Source organism: Terrabacter sp. Root85 (genome assembly GCF_001429185.1).
In the GTDB taxonomy this organism is placed as follows: domain Bacteria; phylum Actinomycetota; class Actinomycetes; order Actinomycetales; family Dermatophilaceae; genus Terrabacter.
Genome location: NZ_LMIW01000011.1, coordinates 188,786 through 206,202 on the forward strand (window position 1 = coordinate 188,786; position 17,417 = coordinate 206,202).

A 17,417-nucleotide genomic window follows, 5' to 3' on the forward strand; every position below is an offset into this window, starting at 1 on the left:
GCCGGCCGACGTACACGGTGTGCACGCCGTGGCGACTACTTGACGGTGATCGCCAGGGACGCCGGCAGGTCGTAGAAGAGCTTGTAGCGGGTCTCCCACGGCTCGAAGTCGGGGTCGGGGGCATGGACCCACCGCCCGCCGTACGGTAGGTGCCGGAGCACGACGCTCGACGCGCCATCAGCCACGGCCGTCCGAGCGGTCGCCTGTCGCGCCGCCGAGGCTTCGTCGATGCGGTGGTAGATCTCGTAGCGAACGACGAAGGCCGTGACCCCGATGACCGCCGCAGCGGCAACGAGGATGTAGGCCGAGGTTCGAGCGGGGACGCGGCCCAGGCGTCGCAGGCCGACGCGTGCGAGCACGGCGACCGCCACGAGGAGAAGGACGTACGAGGGAACGAAGCACCTGGGCCCGAGCGGCTTCACCACCAGGAGCGGCGCGATGAGGAGGACGAAGCCAATGGTGACGAACAGCAGGAGCCGCCGGTCCTCGTGGTCCTCCACGGTGACCACGGCACACGCCATCGTCACGAGCACGAGCACCAGGCTGGCGATTCCTCCCGACGTAAGAGCGGAGGCGTCGTGTGGCACCCACCACACGACGAGGACAGCGGCCACGAGGGCGACCACGCCGATGGCGCCGAAGAAGAGTCGGGCGGCGGCCCCGCTCGCGTGAGTCGCCCGGCGTGCCGCCACCAGGCCCAGCAGACCCAACAGGACGACGTTGAGTGCGGTGTTGAGAGCGACGCCGTATGTCCCGATGATCGTGTCGAGCGAGATGAGCATCTGCTCCGTTCGGCTCCCGCCCTGCGACCCGATCTTCTGGTAGCCATCCCCGCCTGAGAAGGCGCGACGATACGCGCCGTTCGAGAACATGGCGGCGGCCCCGAGCACCGCGCCCACGAAGAGGCACCACAGGGACCCCCCGACGCCTCGACGCGTGACGAGCGACCAGAGGACGCACCCGCCCGTGACGGCGACGACGAGGATCGTCACGTGCTCGATGAAGAGCTGGCCGACGAAGGCGAGCAGGAAAAGAGCGACACCCCGCAGGACGGGGTGACTGGGGCGGTCGGAGATCCGCGTCAGCGCAGACCGGACGGCCACCATGACGCCCAGCATTGAAAGCGTCGCGAGCATGTAGTTGCTGAAACCCGAGGTCCAGACGATGCCCTGGCGCCAGACGTCGACAGGGGTCGCGAGCAGGAGCGCATAGACGAGCACGTATCCGGTGAGCGTCCGGAAACGAGCGAGGTGCAGGACGAGGAAGGCGGCCGCTGCCACCGCCAGGGCCATCGTCACCGCCACCGCGGCACTCGACCTCGTGAGGACGAGGACGGCGAGGTTGCCGGCGTAGCGGCCGTTGTAGTCGGCGAAGAAGGTCGACAGCCGGTCGACGCCGATCTGCGAGCCCCAGGCCCAGTCGTCCCCGCTGTAGGGGAACAGGTCGGCGAGCACGCCGAAGGTCACGACGATGACGGCCAGGACCACGACCTCGAGCCCCCGCGGCAGCCGCTCCGCCGGCCCGCGCCACACGATCGGGTTCACCTGGTCGTTCCGACCACGGCGCCGTCCGCCGACGCGTCGACGTCACTGAACGGGTCGCGGTCACGCATGAGATGGCTTCCTAGCAGGTACGAGAACGGGATGGCGCAGATCCCTGCGATCAGAGGTGCGAGCCGCACGTTGACGTGAAGCAGCTCGACGAGCCCCACGACCCCCACCGAGGTGAAGAGGATGTTCGGGAGGTTGGAGAGTGGGAAGAGCAGGTATCTCTTCCACGTCGGCCTGACGTGGTAGGTGAATCGACAGTTCATGAGGAAGGAGAAACTGATGGAGACGAACCAGCCCACGACGTGGGCGACGAGGTATGGGGCGACCTGGACGATGAGCAGGTAGATGCCGTAGTAGACCCCCGTGTTGAGCACTCCGACCAGTGCGAACCGCATCAGGGGACGGAAGTGCTCGTCGATCATCGCCCTCATGTCGACGTGTGGCCGGTCTCGGCCAGGTCGACGACCTCGGGCTCCTCATCGAGCGACCCGTCGAACGCGTGTGGCGCGATCTGGGGGCTCGCCATGGACCCTTGGCTGTCGTAGGAGAGCAGGAAGATCGGGCGTCGTTTGGTCTCGTTGAAGATCCGGCCGACGTACTCTCCGATGATCCCGAGCGTCAGCAGCTGGACCCCGCCCATGAGAGAGCTGATCGCGATGGTCGTCACGTAACCGGGGGTGTCGACGCCGTTGATGAGGGCCGCCAGGAGAATCCACATCGAGTATGCGACGGTGATGCAGATGACGATCACGCCCATCCAGATGGCCAGACGGAGCGGTCTGCTGTTGAACGAGAGCACACCTTCGATCGCGTAGTTGAACAGCGATCGCATGGTCCACGTCGACGCGTCCCGTGAGCTCGCGACGTCGTCGTACTTGATCTCCATCTGGGAGAAGCCCACCCACGCGAACATGCCCTTGGAGAAGCGGTGCACCTCGCCGAGCTGGAGCAGGGCGTCCACGCAGCGGCGGCTGATGAGGCGGAAGTCCCCGGCGCCGTCGGTCAGGCGGACCTCCATGAGGCCGTTGACCAGGCGGTAGTAGAGGCGGGACACGCTCTTGCGGACGACCTTCTCTTGGCCTCGCGTGCGTCGGGCGACGACTTGGTCCCAGCCCCGACGTCCGTAGTCGAGCATCGCCGGGATGAGCTCCGGCGGATGCTGGAGGTCGGCGTCCATGATGATGACGAACCGTCCGCGCGCCGCCTGCAACCCGGCGTACATAGCCGCTTCCTTGCCGAAGTTGCGGCTCAGGCCCAACGCTCGCACCCGTGGGTCCGAGGTCGCCATCGATCCCGCGAGCAGGCGCGTGTCGTCGCGGCTGCCGTCGTCGACGAGCAGGATCTCCCAGGAGCCGACCCGGTCGGACAACTCGTTGACGAGGGCCGAGTAGAGGGCTTCGAGGGTCGCTTCCTCGTTGTAGCAGGGGACCACGATGGACAGTTCCACGGCGCGGTCCGACGACTCAGTTCTCCCCTCCACGGGAGGCCACTCTACACGCGGCCGACCACGGGCCCGGACACTCGCCGAGCCGTCGCCCGGAACTTACTGTCGGTAGCCTAGGGGTGTTCGGACCGTTAGCCTGACGTCCATGGAGACCGTCCACGACCACGACGTCGTCGTCATCGGGTCCGGCTTCGGCGGGTCCGTGGCCGCGCTGCGTCTCGCCGAGAAGGGCTACGGCGTCCACGTCTACGAGGCGGGCCGCCGCTTCGAGGACGACGACTTCGCCCGGACGAGCTGGGACGTGCGCCGCTACCTCTGGGCACCGCGCCTCGGCCTCTTCGGGGTCCAGCGCATCCACCGGCTGCCCGACTGCCTCGTCCTCGCGGGCGCCGGCGTCGGTGGTGGGTCGCTCAACTACGCCAACACCCTCTACGTGCCGCCGGCGCCGTTCTTCCGCGACCGCCAGTGGGGGCACATCACCGACTGGCAGGCCGAGCTCGCGCCGCACTACGCGACGGCCCAGCGCATGCTCGGGGTGACCGTCAACCCGTGCGACGGCCCGGTCGAGCAGCTGATGCGCGACACGGCGACCGACCTCGGTGTCGGCGAGACGTTCCGCAAGACGCCGGTCGGCGTCTTCTTCGGCGAGCCGGGCAAACGCGTCCCCGACCCCTACTTCGGCGGTGAGGGCCCGGCCCGCACCGGGTGCACGGAGTGCGGCAACTGCATGGTCGGGTGCCGCGTCGGTGCCAAGAACACCCTCGTCAAGAACTACCTCGCGCTCGCCGAGCGACGCGGTGTCAGCATCGAGCCGCTGCGCACGGTGACCCGGGTGCGGCCGCTCGACCCGGCTGCGCCGGAGCAGGGGTATGCCGTCACGACCGTCCGCAGCGGCTCGTGGGGTCGGCGTCGGGCGGGGGAGCGCACCGTCACGGCCGGCCAGGTCGTCGTCGCGGCAGGGGCGTGGGGCACGGCCCAGCTGCTCCAGGCCATGAAGGCCGAGCCCGAGGGGCGGGGGCTGCCGCGCCTGTCGGACACGCTCGGGGAGCTGACCCGCACGAACTCGGAGGCCCTCGGTGGGGCGATGACGGCGCGGGTGCCCGACGGCGTCGACCTGACGCGAGGCGTGGCGATCACGTCGAGCTTTCACGTCAACGACACGACGCACGTCGAGAACTGCCGCTACGGCAAGGGGTCCAACCTCATGGGAGCGCTCGCCGTCATGCAGGTCGACGGCGGCGGACGCGTCCCCCGCTGGGTGCGTTTCGCCGGCACCGTCGCGCGCCACCCGTGGGTCTTCGCCCGGTCGCTGTCGAGCCGGCGCTGGAGCGAGCGCACCGTCATCGCCCTCGTCATGCAGAGCAGCGACAACTCGATCAAGGTGCGCCGCCGGCGCGGCCTCCTCGGGTGGCACCTGACCTCGACGCAGGGCCACGGCGAACCCAACCCGACCTTCATCCCCGAGGGCAACGAGGCAGTGCGCGCCATGGCGGCGCGGCTCGAGCGCACGACGGGGGAGCGGGCCTGGCCCGGGTCGTCGGTCGGCGAGGTCCTCGACATCCCGATGACGGCGCACTTCCTCGGTGGGGCGGTCATCTCGGACTCGCCGGAGCGCGGGGTCGTCGACCCGTACCAGCGGGTGTGGGGCTACCCCGGCCTGCACGTGCTCGACGGATCGGCCGTCTCGGCGAACCTCGGGGTCAACCCGAGCCTGACCATCACGGCGCAGGCCGAGCGGGCCGTGTCGCTGTGGCCCCTGCGTGGCGAGGCCGACCGGCGCCCGGCCCAGGGCGAGGCCTACCGACTCGTCGACGCCTGAGCGCGTCCGGGCTGCCGGGCCGCGACCCTGCCGTGCGGTCGACGGTGCCCTGACCCCCGCAGGTGCACACACGACCGGACCACCCCAGCGAGTGCCGCTCCTGCTCTTCTCGGCCGTCACCGGGAGCCTGTGGTACCGCTGACCGGTCGGGTCGGGGCGCACCCGCCCGGGAGATGAGGGAGGGTGAGGCCGTCACCCCTCAGAGACGGCCCCACCCGACGGTGCGGGCTAGCAACCGGTCGAGAAACAGCCCGGCACCGCGCTGACAACGACGCAGGCCGAGGGGGGTTACGGCATCTGCCATTTATTTGCCGAAGTTGTCGAAACCGCTTCCCGGACGCAGTGACGACGGGGCCATTCGACCTGGTCGTCGAGTGGCCCCGTCGTCACGGGTGCCGCCTGGTGCGGCCTGGTGCCGGCTCGTCCCAGCGGCCGTCAGCGGGCGGGCTGCGGCTCGTCGCGCCACGAGCGCCACAGCGCGGCATACGCCCCGTCGGCCTCGAGCAGCTCGTCGTGCGAGCCGATCTCGCTGATCCGCCCGTCCTCGACGACGCACACGCGGTCGGCGTCGTGCGCGGTCATGAGCCGGTGCGCGATGGCGACCACGGTGCGGCCGTCGACGACCGCGGCGAGCGATCGTTCGAGGTGGCGGGCTGCGCGCGGGTCGAGCAGCGAGGTCGCCTCGTCGAGGACCAGTGTGTGCGGGTCGGCGAGGACGAGCCGTGCGAGGGCGAGCTGCTGCGCCTGCGGTTCGGTGAGCCGGTGGCCACCGGATCCGACGACGGTGTCGAGCCCGTCGGGCAGCTCGAGTGCCCAGCTGCGTGCGTCGACCGCGGCGAGGGCCTCGAGCAGCTGCTCGCGGGAGGCCTCGGGGCGGGCGAGACGCAGGTTGTCCTCGAGCGAGCCGACGAAGACGTGGTGCTCCTGCGTCACGAGCGCGACCTGGCCGCGCAGCTGGGCGAGCTCGAGGTCGACGAGGCGGACGCCGCCGACGTCGACCCGGCCCTGGCGCGGACCGTCGATGCCGGCCATGAGCCGTCCCAGCGTCGACTTGCCTGCTCCGGAGGGACCGACGATGGCGAGGCGCTCGCCGGGCTGGAGGTCGAGCGAGACGCCGCGGAGCACGTCACGGCCTGCGCGGTAGGAGTAGTGGACGTCCTCGACCTCGAGGTGGTCGTCCTCCGGCTCCTCTCCGGTCGCGGCGCGGTCGGCCGGGACGTCGGCGATGCCGATGACGCGGGCGAGCGAGGTCGCACCGACCTGGATCTCGTCGAGCCACGAGATGAGCTCGTCGAGCGGCCCGGCCATCTGCTGGACGTAGAGGGCCACCGCCGTGACGGTGCCGGCCGTCGCGACGTCGCGGGAGATGAGGTAGCCGCCCCAGAGGAGGGTGACGGCGACGGGCGCGAAGAAGGCGAACTCGACGGAGGGGAACCACCGCATCCGCAGCTTCAGCGTGTAGAGCTCGGCGTCGTAGCAGTCGTGCAGGGCGTCGTCCATGCGCTGCCGGCGGCGGCTGCGCAGGCCGAGCGCGTCGACGGTGCGGGCGCCGTCGGCCGACTCGGTGACGACGCCGTTGAGCACGGCGTACGTCGCGCGCTCGCGCAGGTAGCCATCGGGCGCGTACCGCAGGTAGCGGCGCGTCGAGAGCACGAGGATCGGCACGCCGACGACGATCGCGAGCGCCACCTGCCAGCCGGTGAGAAAGGCGGCGACGACCGTGATCGCCGTCGTGACGGCGCCGACGAAGATCGACGGGATGCCGAAGCGGATGACGTGCGAGAGGGCCTCGACGTCGTTGGTCGTGCGCGAGACGAGGTCGCCGGTGCCGGCGCGCTCGACGGTCGACAGGGGGAGCTCGACGACGCGCCCCATGAACTGCTCGCGCAGCTCGGCGAAGATCGTCTCGCCCATGACGAACGAGGCGCGCCGGGCGAACCACGTGACGACGGTCTGGACGACGACCGCACCGGCGATCCAGAGGGCGAGCCGGTTGACGACCTCGAGCGACCGGCCGTGGCTGATCTCGTCGACGAGCAGGCCGATGACGCGGGGCGCCACGAGCGCGGCGCACGCGGCGACGGCATGCAGGCCGATGACCGTGAGCAGGCTGCCGCGGTGGCGGCGGAGCAGGCCGCGGGTGTGGTCCTTGACCGAGTTCATGTCGGCCACGGGAAGGGTGCGCGTGGACGGCGCTGGTGTCAGCGACATCAGTCCTCCTCTCCTCGGACGACGGTGCGTCGGTAGTCGGGTTCGTCGGCCATGAGACGACTGTGGGTGCCGGATGCGGCGACCTTGCCCCCGCGCAGGAAGACGACGTGGTCGGCCTGGTCGAGGATGAGCGGGCTGGCCGACATGACGACCGTCGTGCGTCCGGCGCGGGCGGCGGTGAGGCGACCGGCGATGCGGGCCTCGGTGTGGGCGTCGACGGCGCTCGTCGGCTCGACGAGCACGAGGGTGTCGGCCTGGGTGAGGAGGGCGCGGGTCAGGGCGAGCCGCTGGCGCTGGCCGCCGGAGAAGGCCCGGCCGCGCTCCTCGACCTCGTTGTCGAGGCCGCCGGGCAGCGCCTCGAGCACGTCGTCGCCGCTCGCCACCGACAGGGCGTCGAGGATCGAGGCGTCGTCGTGGTCACCCCACGGGTCGAGCTCGTCGCGCAGCGTGCCGGTGAAGAGGCGCGGGTCGGTCTCGGACACGACGACCCGGCGGCGCACCGCGGCCAGCGAGGCGTCGGCGAGGCGAGTGCCGTCGAGCCGAACGTCCGTCTCTCCGACACCGAAGCGGCCGAGTCGGTCGGCGAGGGCCGCGGACTCCTCCGGGCGCGCGGACACGACGACGGTGAACCGGCCGGGCTCGATGGTGACGCCGCTGCGCGGGTCGTAGAGGCGGGCGGGCCCGGTGGGCAGCGGCTGGGCGTCCGGTGTCTCGACGTGGTCGGGCTGCACGCGCAGGATCTTCGTCAGCTTGCGGGCACCGATGTGGGCGCGGGTCGCCCGGTCGACCATCTCGGTCGCCGTGCGCAGCGGGATGACGAGGAAGGCGGTGTAGCCGTAGAACGCGACGAGCTGGCCGGCGGTGATCTCGCCCGCGATGGCGAAACGCGCCCCGAGCCACACGACGACGAGGACGAAGAGCCCGGGCAGGAGCACCTGGGCCGCGTCGAGGGCCGCCTGGTAGCCGGCCACCCGATTGCCCACCTGGCGCACGGACTGCGACTGGACGGCATACCTGCTCAGGAAGGTGTGCTCGCCGCCGATGCCGCGCAGGACGCGCAGCCCGGCGACGGTGTCGGCGCCGAGCCCGATGAGCTTGCCGGACTCCTCGCGCTGGGCGAGCTGGCGCGCCTGGAGCGGGCGGACGATGAAGGTGAGGCAGGCGACGAGCACCGGGACGCCGATGAGGACGACGAGGCCGAGCGGCGTCGAGGCGCCGAGCAGGATGAGCGCGACGACGACGTAGGACACGACGGCGCCGGCGAATCGCGCTGACACGTCGTAGAGCCCACCGATGCGCATCGCGTCGGAGCTGACCGTGGCGACGACGTCTCCGGTCGGGACCGTGCGCGACAGGGCCTCACCGGTGTCGGCCGCCTTGTGGCCGATGAGCTGGGCCGAGCGGAAGGCGCCCTGCATCCAGTTGGCGACGGCGTACTTGTGCCGCATGGCGCCGGACAGGGCGCTGATGGTCACGAGACCGACGAGGATGCCGCACCACAGCAGGAGCGAGCCCGCGTCGCCGCCGATGATGCCCTCGTCGATGGCCTTGCCCATCGCGGCGGGGAAGAGTGCCTGGCTGACGAGCCACACGATGCCGAACGCGATGGCGACGACGAGGGTGCGCCACTGGCCCTTGCCGACCCAGCGGAGGTAGGCCGTCGGGCTGGTCAGGTCGGGAGTGCCGGGGTCGGCGTGGGGCAGCGAGATCACTTGGTTCATCGTACGTTCGGCGCGGGCATGCCTCATGCCATTTTTCGTCGGGGCCACGGGCCGACCGTAGAAGTTCAAGCGTGCTGGAGGTCAACACGAGGGCGTATGCCGTGTGGCCGCCTCGAGGTCAGGGCGTGGGGTCCTGACCCGAGCGGTCGAGGGCCTCGGACAGCTCGTCGACCTCGAGGGTCTCGGGGTCGACGAGGCGGTTGCGGTAGGCCGCCCGGGCGACGAGGTGTGCGGACACCGGGGAGGTGAAGAACTGCGTCGCGGCGAGCAGGACGAGCGTCGTGACCGCCGCCCACGTGCGCAGCGTCAGGGCGAGCCCGGCGAGGATGAGGATGAGGCCGAGGGTCTGCGGCTTCGTCGCTGCGTGCAGGCGGGAGAGGGTGTCGGGGAAGCGGATGAGGCCGACGGCCCCGGCCATGCAGAGGAACGAGCCGAGCAGGAGGCACACGGCTCCGGCGACGTCGAGGGCGGACGACCACGTCATGACTGCTCCCACCCCTCGGGCTGCTGTCGTGGCTCCGGGTGGTCGACCTCGACGGCGTCGTGCTCGTCGGAGTCACGGGACATGAAGCGGGTGACGGCGACGCCGCCGACGAAGCCGACGAGGCCGAGGATCATGAGCAGCGGCAGGTAGGTCGTGGTCCGCTGGCGGGCCGACTCGAGCGCGACACCGGCGATGACGATGACGAGGAGGATCTCGGCGGCGACGATGCGGTCGAGGTTGCTCGGGCCACGGAAGAGGCGCACGAGGACGAGCGCGGCCGCGGCGCCGAGCATGCCGAGCGAGATGCCGAGGACGATGGTCACGGGTGCTCCTCCCCGTCGCGGGGGCGGGTCCCGTCGAGGTCCGGGCCCTCGGTGGCGTCGAGGTGGTCGCCTGCACCCCGAGGGTCGCTCGCCGAGCCGGTTGCCACCGGCCACGGACCGCCCGCCTCGAGCGCCGCGATCTCCTCACGGGACCCGAGGGCTCGGACGACGCGCCGCTCGATCGCGAGGACGTGGGCCCGCTGTGCCTCGATGGCGCTTTCGCCCCTGACGTCGAGCAGGTGCAGGTAGAGCACCGACGTCGAGCGCCGGGCGTCGACGACGACCGAGCCGGGCACGAGGGCCACGAGCTCGGCGGTCAGGGTGAGGTAGAAGTCCGATCGCGAGCGCAGCTGCACCTCGATGACGGCGTTGCGCGGGCTCCGGCGGCCGAAGGCGAGTCGCATGACCTGCCACGAGGCGCCGACGAGGTCGACGAGGAAGTGCGCGACGAGCAGGAGCACCCGGTGCGGTCGCAGCCGCCCCTGGAACTCGATCGAGGGGAGCGGGAACGCATACGTCACGAGCAGGGCGACGAGGACGCCGTTGACGACGTTGCCCCACGTGACGCGGTCCCACAGCAGGACCCACGCGAGGGCGATCGTCGCGACGGCACGCGGCTGCAGGACCCGCCGCCGACGGCGCGGCGACTCGGGCTCGCGCGGGGCCGTGGCCATCCGGACGTCGGTCATCGGCGGACCTCCACGGGAAGAACGCTCGTGATGTAGGGGTCGCGGCTCATGAGGTCGGTGGCGGCGCGCTGGGTGTAGGCGAAGAGCGGTCCGGCGACGACGGTGATGAGCAGCCCCACGACCGTCATGGCGGCGGTGGCGCCGAGCATGGTGCGCGGCAGCGCTCGTGAGCCGGTGTCGACGCGGACGGTGTCGACGCGGACGGTGTCGACGCGGACGGTGTCGACGAGAACGGTGCCGGCGGGGTCGGCGCTCGGCTCGACGTCGAGGGTGCCGGCCTCGATCGCGGCTGCCGTCTCGGTCGAGCGCGGGGCGTCGGCGAGGGTGCGCCAGAACGCCTGGCTCCAGACCTTGGTCAGGGCGTAGAGGGTGAGCAGGCTCGTGACGATGCCGCCGACGACGAGCAACCAGGCGAGCGGGGTGCCGAGCTCGATCCCGGCGTTGAGCAGCCCGACCTTGGCGAGGAAGCCCGAGAGCGGCGGGATCCCCGAGAGGTTCATCGCCGAGACGAAGAAGAGGGTCGCGAGCACGGGGGAGGCCACGGCGAGGCCGCCGAGACGGTCGAGCGACGTCGTGCCGGCGAGGCGTTCGACGAGGCCGGTGATGAGGAAGAGGGCCGTCTGGATCGTGATGTGGTGCGCGACGTAGAAGATCGCACCGGCGGTGCCCTCGGGCGTCGCCAGCGCGATGCCGAAGATCATGTAGCCGATGTGGCTGACGAGCGTGAACGACAGGATCCTCTTGAGGCCGGACTGGGACACGGCGCCGAGGATGCCGATGACCATGGTGAGCAGCGCGGCCCACATGAGCAGTCCCTGCAACGGCGAGTCCGGGAAGAGCAGCGTCTGGGTGCGGATGATCGCGTAGACGCCGACCTTCGTCAGCAGGCCGGCGAAGACGGCCGTGACCGGCGCGGGCGCGGTCGGGTAGCTGTCGGGCAGCCACGCCGACATGGGGAAGACGGCGGCCTTGATGGCGAATGCCGTGAGCAGCGAGAGCTGGAGCACGAGCGCGACGCCGGGGGCGAGGTCACCGATGCGGATCGCCAGCTGCGCGAGGTTGACGGTGCCGGTCGCGGCGTACGCGGCGGCGATGGCGACGAGGAAGAGCGCGGAGCTGAGCAGGCTGACGACGACGTACGTCGTGCCCGCGTGGATGCGCGCGGCCGAGCCGCCGAGGGTGATGAGGACGTAGGAGCTGAAGAGGAGGATCTCGAAGCCGACGAAGAGGTTGAAGAGGTCGCCGGCGAGGAAGGCGTTGGCGACGCCGGCCGAGAGCACGAGGTAGGTCGGGTGGAAGATCGTGAGCGGGGTCTCGCTCTCGCTCTCGTCGTCGCTGTCGGCTTGGCCCTGCCCGATGGCGAAGACGAGCACGAGCAGCGTGACGATGCCCGAGACGAGGAGCATGAGGGCGCTGAGGCGGTCTGCGACGAGCGAGATGCCGAGCGGCTCCTGCCACGCGCCGAGCCACAGCACCTGCGGGCCGTTGACGTCGGTCTGCCACACGAGGGCGCCGGCGACGGCGACGACGGCGGCGAGCACGGCGATGCTGACGCCCCGCTGCAGGCGTGGGGACCGGCGGAAGGCGAGGGTCAGGGCGGCGCCGAGGAGCGGGAGCAGCACGGGCAGCGGCACGAGGTTGGGCACGGCGACGTCGGTGAGGTTCATCGGCGGGGGCTCCGGTCGCCGTCCGCGAGCTCGTCGGACGTCGTCGTCGACTCCTCGGACGGGTCGTAGGTCGACGACGTCTGGTCCTCGAGGGCGAGGCGCTGGATGCGGGCGTCCTCGGCGTCGTCGGGGACGTCGTCGGTGCCGGAGATCTGCCACAGGCGGTAGGACAGGGCGAGCAGGAAGCCGATGGTCGCGAGGGAGATGACGATCGCCGTCAGCACCATGGCCTGTGGCAGCGGGTCGCTGATCGCGGCGGGGTCCTCGCCGACGAACGGTGCACGCCCGGCGCGCCCGCTGATGACGAGGTAGAGCACGGCGATGCCGTTGCCGATGAGCACCATGCCGAGCAGGACGCGCACGAGGCTGCGGTCGAGCGCGAGTGCCGTGCCGGCGGCGACGAGCCCGACGGTGACGAGGACGAGCGTGATGTTGGGCTGGAGCGTCGACTCGATGAGTGCGGGAGCGAGCGTCGTCATGGGCGGGCCACCTCCGCCTGGCCGGCTGCGGAGGCATCGGTCTCCTCGGTCTCCGCGGCCTCCTCCTCGGCGATCTGCCGGTCGATGCCGGTGCCGAGGCTGCGGACGATGTCGAGCATCATGCCGACGACGATGAGGTAGACGCCGATGTCGAAGACGAGCGACGTCACGAGGTGCACCTCGCCCCACGGCGGGAGCGTGAAGTCGACGGCCGTCGTCTCGAGGATCGTCCCGCCGAACGCGAGCGGGGCGAGGGCGGAGCCGACCGCGACGAGCAGGCCCAGGCCGACGAGCAGTCCGGCGTCGAACGGCGCGGCCTCGTCGAGCTCGTAGCGGCCACCCGCGAGGTAGCGCACGACGAGCGCGAGTCCCGCGACGAGCCCTCCCGCGAAACCGCCACCGGGCTGGTTGTGGCCGGCGAAGAGCAGGAAGAGCGAGGCCGCGAGCATGATGTGGAAGACGAGCCGCGTCACGACCTCGAAGATGACCGAGCGCTTCTCCTTGCGCATCGTCCGGCCGCCGTGCAGCCACGTGCCCCGGCCGCCGTTGCTCGACGGGAGCGACTTCGACGTCGCGCGTGAGATCCGGGTGTTGCGGGTGCGCACGAAGATGAGGCTCGCGATGCCGGTCGCGGCGGCCACGAGGACCGACACCTCGCCGAGGGTGTCCCAGGCGCGGATGTCGACGAGCGTGACGTTGACGATGTTCTTGCCGTGGCCGAACGCGTAGGCCTCCGTGGGGAACCCGGCCGACACGGGCTCGGCGGTGCGGCCCCCGGAGGCGACGAGCGCGATGGCTCCGACGGACGCTCCGACGGCCGCACCGAGCGCGATGCGCCACGTGCGCGAGGGCGAGTGGGGGTGACGGGTGAACTTCGTCGGCAGGCGGCGCAGCGCGAGGACGAAGACGACGAGCGACACCGTCTCGACGAGCATCTGGGTGATCGCGAGGTCGGGAGCCCCGTGGAGGATGAAGAGCAGCGAGACGCCGTAGCCCGTGGCGCCGACGAGCATGACCGCCGTGAGCCGGCGGCGGGTCACGAGCACGAGCACCGCGGCCGTCACGACGACGACCCCGACAACGGCCTGCCCCGGGTTGTCCCAGAGCCGGACGTCGGGGACCGTGCCGCGGGTCACCGCCGCGAGACCCGGCAGGGCGACGAAGACGATGAGGATGCCCGCGAGGTAGATCGGGAGCGAGCCGCGCTGGGTCACGGCGGTCGTCTCGACGGCCCCGCGGTCGACCCACCGCAGCGTGCGGGCGAAGCCGCGCTCGCCGTCGACGAGCGACGGAACGCCGGACTGCACCCGGGCGACGAGGTCACGCTGCGCGAAGAGGACGAGCCCGACGGCCACCGACACGAGCGAGAGCATCAGCGGCACCGTGACGCCGTGCCACAGGGCGAGCGACTGCGGCTCGGCCCCGACGGGGAAGTCCACGGCATACGGGAGCAGCCACGGGGACTCGAGTGGCGACAGGAGGCCGACGAGCAGGCACGCCACGCCGAGCAGCACCGGCGCGAGCACGAAGCCGGGGTGGGCGGCCTTGACGGGGGTGGGGGCGACGCCGGGCTTGGTGGCGAAGGTGCCCCAGAGGAAGCGCGCCGTGTAGGCGACGGTCAGGGCCGACCCGGCGACGACGCCGACGATCGCCAGCCAGCTCCACGGGGCCGGGAGCGGGGCGGAGGTCTGGACGTCCTCCCACAGCGACTCGAGCGCGCTCTCCTTGGACACGAACCCCGCCAGCGGCACGATCCCGGCCATCGAGAGGCCGGCGAGCGTCGCCGGCACGGCGACCGGGAGCAGCCGACGCCCGACGCCGGACAGCTCGCGCAGGTCGCGGGTGCCGGCGCACTTGTCGACGACCCCGACGGTGAGGAAGAGCGTCGACTTGAAGAGGGCGTGCGCGATGACGAGGGCCAGCGCCGAGAGGGCGGACGCCTTGGTGCCGAGACCGGCGATGGCGACGATGAAGCCGAGCTGGCTCACGGTGCCGTAGGCGAGGAGCAGCTTGATGTCGTGCTGGCGCAGGGCACGCCACCCGCCGACGAGCATCGTGAAGAGGCCGAGGCCCACGGTCAGGGCGTGCCAGGCCGGGGCGCCGGCGAAGGCCGGGGCGAGCAGGGCGACGAGGTAGATGCCGGCCTTGACCATCGCGGCTGCGTGAAGGTAGGCGCTGACCGGCGTCGGTGCGGCCATGGCGCCGGGCAGCCAGAAGTGGAAGGGCACGAGCGCCGACTTCGACAGGGCGCCGACGAGCAGCAGCACGACGGCGGCCACGGTGAGGGTGTCGAGAGGCGGCGGGTCGGCGATCAGCGCCGAGATCGAGTAGGTGTGGTGGACCCCGAGGATGATGATGCCGACGAGCATCGCGAGGCCGCCGAACGTCGTGACGATGAGCGCCTGCATCGCCGCGCGCCGGTTGGTCGAGCTCGCCGGGTTGTGACCGATGAGCAGGTAGGAGAAGACCGTCGTCAGCTCCCAGAAGACGTAGAGGACGAGAAGGTTGTCGGTGAGGACGAGGCCGAGCATGGCGCCGGCGAAGGCCGTGAACACCGAGGTGAAGCGCCACAGCGTCGGGTCGCGGTCCGTGAAGTACCACGTGCAGTAGAGCAGGACGAGCGCACCGACGCCGGTGACGAGAAGGCCGAGCACCCACGAGAGGGTCGTGACCCGGAAGTCGAGATCGATCCCGAGACCGGGGACCCACGAGATTCGTTGTGTCGGAAGGTTGCCCGCGCGGACGTCGCTGGACACGGAGAGGAGCCAGACGAACGAGACGGCGGGCGCGAGCGCGAGGACGGGGAAGGCCTTCGTGCGCAGGACCTTGGCGAGCCACGGCGCGAGGGCGGCGGCGAGCAGGTGCAGGAGCAACAGTTGCGCCACGGCGGCCCCTCGGTCGTCGGGTGTGTCGAGCTCGGTCCAGTTCTGCGTCGGTCGTGACCCAATCCTAGGTGCAGCGAAGGACCCCGCCGACCACTGGTCGGCGGGGCCCTCCCCGTCGGCTGCGGATCCGGATCGCTCCGGACCGCGTCGCCGGTCGGTCCCGTCGGGACGACCGTTCGTGAGGTCGGTGCGCGTTCGTCGGCGTCTGCGCCCCCTTGTGCCGTCTGGGCGTCGGCGCCTCAGAAGGTGGTGAACGTGTCGCGTGCCAGGAAGAAGCCGTGCCGGCTCGCCTCGTCGATGCACGTCACGCCGAAGCTCTCGCTGAGACAGGCGGTCGTCCCTGACGGCGGGGTGCGTGCGCCGTAGCCGAGCTCGGGCTCGCCGCCCGTGCGGATCGTGTCGGAGTTGCACACCGGCAGCGCGCCCTTCGGTCCGAGCTCGATGCGGCCGATGTCCGACGGTCCACCGGCCGGGCAGATCGAGGGGAGCGGTGGGTCGATCCGGCCCTTCTCCACCTCGCACGCGGCCAGGCCGGAGTCGGTGCTGCGGCGGCAGACGATGTTGCCGCTCGGGCTGCGGAAGCGGTCGCTCACGGAGGCCGCGGGGCGGGCGGCGTCCAGGCGCGCCTTGGCCTCGTCGAACGACCTGGGTGCGCCGCGCAGCCGGCCGACCGCGAGGGCCGTCGGGACGTCCGTCGACGTCGGCGCGCTGGTCGGCACCTGGGTCGTCGTCGCTGTCGGCGTGCCGGCCGGCGCCGTGCTCGGCGCGTCGACGGTGACGGTGACCGTGCGTCGCGGCGTCGGGATGTCGGTGGCGCCGCACGAGGCGAGCAGGGACGCCACGGCGAGGATGGCGGGGACGACGACCGCGACTCCCGGCATACCTGCTCGGCGTCGGCGCAACGAGGACATGGCGCAGGAGTCTGGCACGGATGGGCGCCCCGGGTCAGGTCCGAGCCGGGAAGGTGACCTACCCTTGGGGCGTGTTCCGGCGCCTGCTCACCCCTCGCTGGGTCGGCATGCTCGCCGCCCTGGCCGTCGTCGTCGCCGCCTGCGTCCTGCTCGGCCTGTGGCAGCTCGGCGTGGCCCGCGACTCCGGTCGCCAGGACGCCGTGGCCGCAGCGTCGACGCTCGAGCGTGCGCCCCTCGAGCAGGTGACCGCGCCGCACAGCGACTTCAAGAGCGACTACTCCAACCGTGCCGTCACCGTGACGGGGACGTACGCCGCCGGGCGCAGCCTGCTCGTCGTCGACCGTCGGCTCGACGGCCGGGTCGGCTCGTGGGTCGTGACGCCGCTCGAGACCGCGGCCGGCACGGTCCCGGTGCTGCGCGGCTTCGTCGACGGCACGCCGGCGTCCGTGCCGGCGCCCCCGACCGGTGTCGTCACGGTGACGGGCACGCTGGGCCCGGGGGAGTCGCCTCGCGACGGCGCCCCGCTCCCCGCGCCGCAGGTGCGCTCTGTCGACCTCGCCTCCCTCGTCAACGAGTGGCCCGGCGACCTCTACAACGTCGTCGTGCTGGCCTCGGCGGAGTCCGCCGGGCCCACGGTGGGCACCCCGCTCGCGGCCGCCGGTCTGAGCCGCGTCCCGCCGCCCCCGCTCGATGCCCCGCTCAACCTGCGCAACGCGGCCTACGCGGTCCAGTGGTGGGTCTTCGGGATCTTCGCGATCTGGATGTGGTGGAAGATGTTCCGAGCAGAGCAGCAGGCGGACGAGCCCGTCGCTGCACCGAGAGAAGGCGCGACGACGTGAGCACGTACCCCCAGACCCTGGCCAAGCCGCAGCAGATCCGGTCGGCGCTGTCGATCTACCGGGTCCTCGCGACCGTCGCCGGCATCGCCCTCTTCGTGCTCATCCTGGAGATGGTCATGAAGTACGTCTTCAAGCAGACCAACGTCCTCACGGAGTACTGGAGCCCGATCCACGGGATCATCTACTTCGCGTATGCCGTGTCGGTCGCCAACCTCGGCCTCAAGGCCGCGTGGGGCCCGGTGCGCATCGTCAAGAACCTCCTCGCCGGCTTCGTTCCGGTGGTCCCGTGGATCGCCGAGCGGCGCAACACCGTCCAGACCGAGGCGCTGCTCTCGCGCGCCTACGTCGCGGGCGACGGGACGTCGTCGGAGGAGCCCTCACCGGGCCGATAGTCT

The 17,417-nt window shown here is 71.4% G+C and carries 15 protein-coding genes; 3 read left to right on the forward strand and 12 right to left on the reverse strand.

All coding sequences use genetic code 11. The features are described from left to right. Positions 1–35 precede the first annotated feature (35 nt). From ASE25_RS17115 to ASE25_RS17125, 3 genes are read right to left on the reverse strand one after another with little or no spacing between them, the layout of a single operon-like run. On the reverse strand, positions 36–1,544 hold the full coding sequence (locus ASE25_RS17115; protein ID WP_056826780.1) for a DUF6056 family protein: 1,509 nt from the start codon (positions 1,542–1,544) through the stop codon (positions 36–38). Then, the gene (locus ASE25_RS17120; RefSeq protein ID WP_082619946.1) at positions 1,541–1,945 is read right to left on the reverse strand and encodes a GtrA family protein; all 405 of its coding nucleotides are present in this window, start codon (positions 1,943–1,945) and stop codon (positions 1,541–1,543) included. Before ASE25_RS17120 ends, ASE25_RS17115 begins: the two co-directional genes overlap by 4 nt. Positions 1,946–1,977: 32 nt before the next feature. Continuing rightward, on the reverse strand, positions 1,978–2,997 hold the full coding sequence (locus ASE25_RS17125; RefSeq protein WP_082619920.1) for a glycosyltransferase family 2 protein: 1,020 nt from the start codon (positions 2,995–2,997) through the stop codon (positions 1,978–1,980). Between the two features lie 142 nt (positions 2,998–3,139). Between ASE25_RS17125 and ASE25_RS17130 the strand changes: the two genes are divergently transcribed. Then, a complete protein-coding gene (locus ASE25_RS17130) occupies positions 3,140–4,813 on the forward strand; it encodes a GMC oxidoreductase (protein WP_056826781.1) in 1,674 nt (557 codons plus the stop codon). 435 nt (positions 4,814–5,248) lie between these two features. On the opposite strand, the gene ASE25_RS17135 is transcribed toward ASE25_RS17130, so the two are convergent. The 9 genes from ASE25_RS17135 to ASE25_RS17175 form a co-directional block, all read right to left on the reverse strand. Next, a complete protein-coding gene (locus ASE25_RS17135) occupies positions 5,249–7,024 on the reverse strand; it encodes an ABC transporter ATP-binding protein (protein WP_056778251.1) in 1,776 nt (591 codons plus the stop codon). Beyond that, entirely contained in the window at positions 7,024–8,736 is a 1,713-nt protein-coding gene (locus ASE25_RS17140; protein ID WP_082622946.1) for an ABC transporter ATP-binding protein, read from the reverse strand. The genes ASE25_RS17135 and ASE25_RS17140 overlap by 1 nt, the downstream gene beginning before the upstream one ends. Positions 8,737–8,863: 127 nt before the next feature. Then, positions 8,864–9,229 carry a monovalent cation/H(+) antiporter subunit G gene (mnhG, locus tag ASE25_RS17145; protein ID WP_056778258.1) on the reverse strand — a complete coding sequence of 122 codons (366 nt, stop codon included), beginning with the start codon at positions 9,227–9,229 and terminating at the stop codon, positions 8,864–8,866. Further along, positions 9,226–9,552 (reverse strand): monovalent cation/H+ antiporter complex subunit F, encoded by a 327-nt coding sequence (locus ASE25_RS17150; protein WP_056778260.1) that lies wholly within the window; start codon positions 9,550–9,552, stop codon positions 9,226–9,228. The genes mnhG and ASE25_RS17150 overlap by 4 nt, the downstream gene beginning before the upstream one ends. Further along, positions 9,549–10,241, reverse strand: a complete 693-nt coding sequence (locus ASE25_RS17155) for a Na+/H+ antiporter subunit E (protein ID WP_056826783.1) — start codon at positions 10,239–10,241, stop codon at positions 9,549–9,551. Before ASE25_RS17155 ends, ASE25_RS17150 begins: the two co-directional genes overlap by 4 nt. After that, positions 10,238–11,908, reverse strand: a complete 1,671-nt coding sequence (locus tag ASE25_RS17160) for a Na+/H+ antiporter subunit D (RefSeq protein WP_056826784.1) — start codon at positions 11,906–11,908, stop codon at positions 10,238–10,240. The genes ASE25_RS17155 and ASE25_RS17160 overlap by 4 nt, the downstream gene beginning before the upstream one ends. Then, on the reverse strand, positions 11,905–12,387 hold the full coding sequence (locus ASE25_RS17165; RefSeq protein ID WP_056778270.1) for a Na(+)/H(+) antiporter subunit C: 483 nt from the start codon (positions 12,385–12,387) through the stop codon (positions 11,905–11,907). Before ASE25_RS17165 ends, ASE25_RS17160 begins: the two co-directional genes overlap by 4 nt. Further along, positions 12,384–15,272, reverse strand: coding sequence for a Na+/H+ antiporter subunit A (locus ASE25_RS17170; RefSeq protein ID WP_056826785.1), 2,889 nt, complete (start codon positions 15,270–15,272; stop codon positions 12,384–12,386). The genes ASE25_RS17165 and ASE25_RS17170 overlap by 4 nt, the downstream gene beginning before the upstream one ends. A 239-nt stretch (positions 15,273–15,511) precedes the next feature. Then, the gene (locus ASE25_RS17175; RefSeq protein WP_157623479.1) at positions 15,512–16,183 is read right to left on the reverse strand and encodes a hypothetical protein; all 672 of its coding nucleotides are present in this window, start codon (positions 16,181–16,183) and stop codon (positions 15,512–15,514) included. 71 nt (positions 16,184–16,254) lie between these two features. Here ASE25_RS17175 and ASE25_RS17180 point away from each other — a divergent pair, with 71 nt between their 5' ends. Both ASE25_RS17180 and ASE25_RS17185 read left to right on the forward strand, forming a co-directional pair. Next, positions 16,255–17,022 (forward strand): SURF1 family protein, encoded by a 768-nt coding sequence (locus ASE25_RS17180; RefSeq protein ID WP_235508725.1) that lies wholly within the window; start codon positions 16,255–16,257, stop codon positions 17,020–17,022. Further along, positions 17,019–17,414: a DUF3817 domain-containing protein gene (locus ASE25_RS17185; RefSeq protein WP_056778283.1), complete on the forward strand. Its 396-nt coding sequence runs from the start codon at positions 17,019–17,021 to the stop codon at positions 17,412–17,414. The genes ASE25_RS17180 and ASE25_RS17185 overlap by 4 nt, the downstream gene beginning before the upstream one ends. Positions 17,415–17,417: the final 3 nt, after the last annotated feature.

Excerpts from the sequence above, each read along its gene's own strand:
- ASE25_RS17120 (WP_082619946.1), bottom strand. The coding sequence starts at position 1,945 with ATGCGGTTCGCACTGGTCGGAGTGCTCAACACGGGGGTCTACTACGGC.
- ASE25_RS17130 (WP_056826781.1), top strand. The coding sequence starts at position 3,140 with ATGGAGACCGTCCACGACCACGACGTCGTCGTCATCGGGTCCGGCTTC.
- ASE25_RS17135 (WP_056778251.1), bottom strand. The coding sequence starts at position 7,024 with ATGTCGCTGACACCAGCGCCGTCCACGCGCACCCTTCCCGTGGCCGAC.
- mnhG (WP_056778258.1), bottom strand. The coding sequence starts at position 9,229 with ATGACGTGGTCGTCCGCCCTCGACGTCGCCGGAGCCGTGTGCCTCCTG.
- ASE25_RS17155 (WP_056826783.1), bottom strand. The coding sequence starts at position 10,241 with ATGACCGACGTCCGGATGGCCACGGCCCCGCGCGAGCCCGAGTCGCCG.
- ASE25_RS17160 (WP_056826784.1), bottom strand. The coding sequence starts at position 11,908 with ATGAACCTCACCGACGTCGCCGTGCCCAACCTCGTGCCGCTGCCCGTG.
- ASE25_RS17165 (WP_056778270.1), bottom strand. The coding sequence starts at position 12,387 with ATGACGACGCTCGCTCCCGCACTCATCGAGTCGACGCTCCAGCCCAAC.
- ASE25_RS17175 (WP_157623479.1), bottom strand. The coding sequence starts at position 16,183 with ATGTCCTCGTTGCGCCGACGCCGAGCAGGTATGCCGGGAGTCGCGGTC.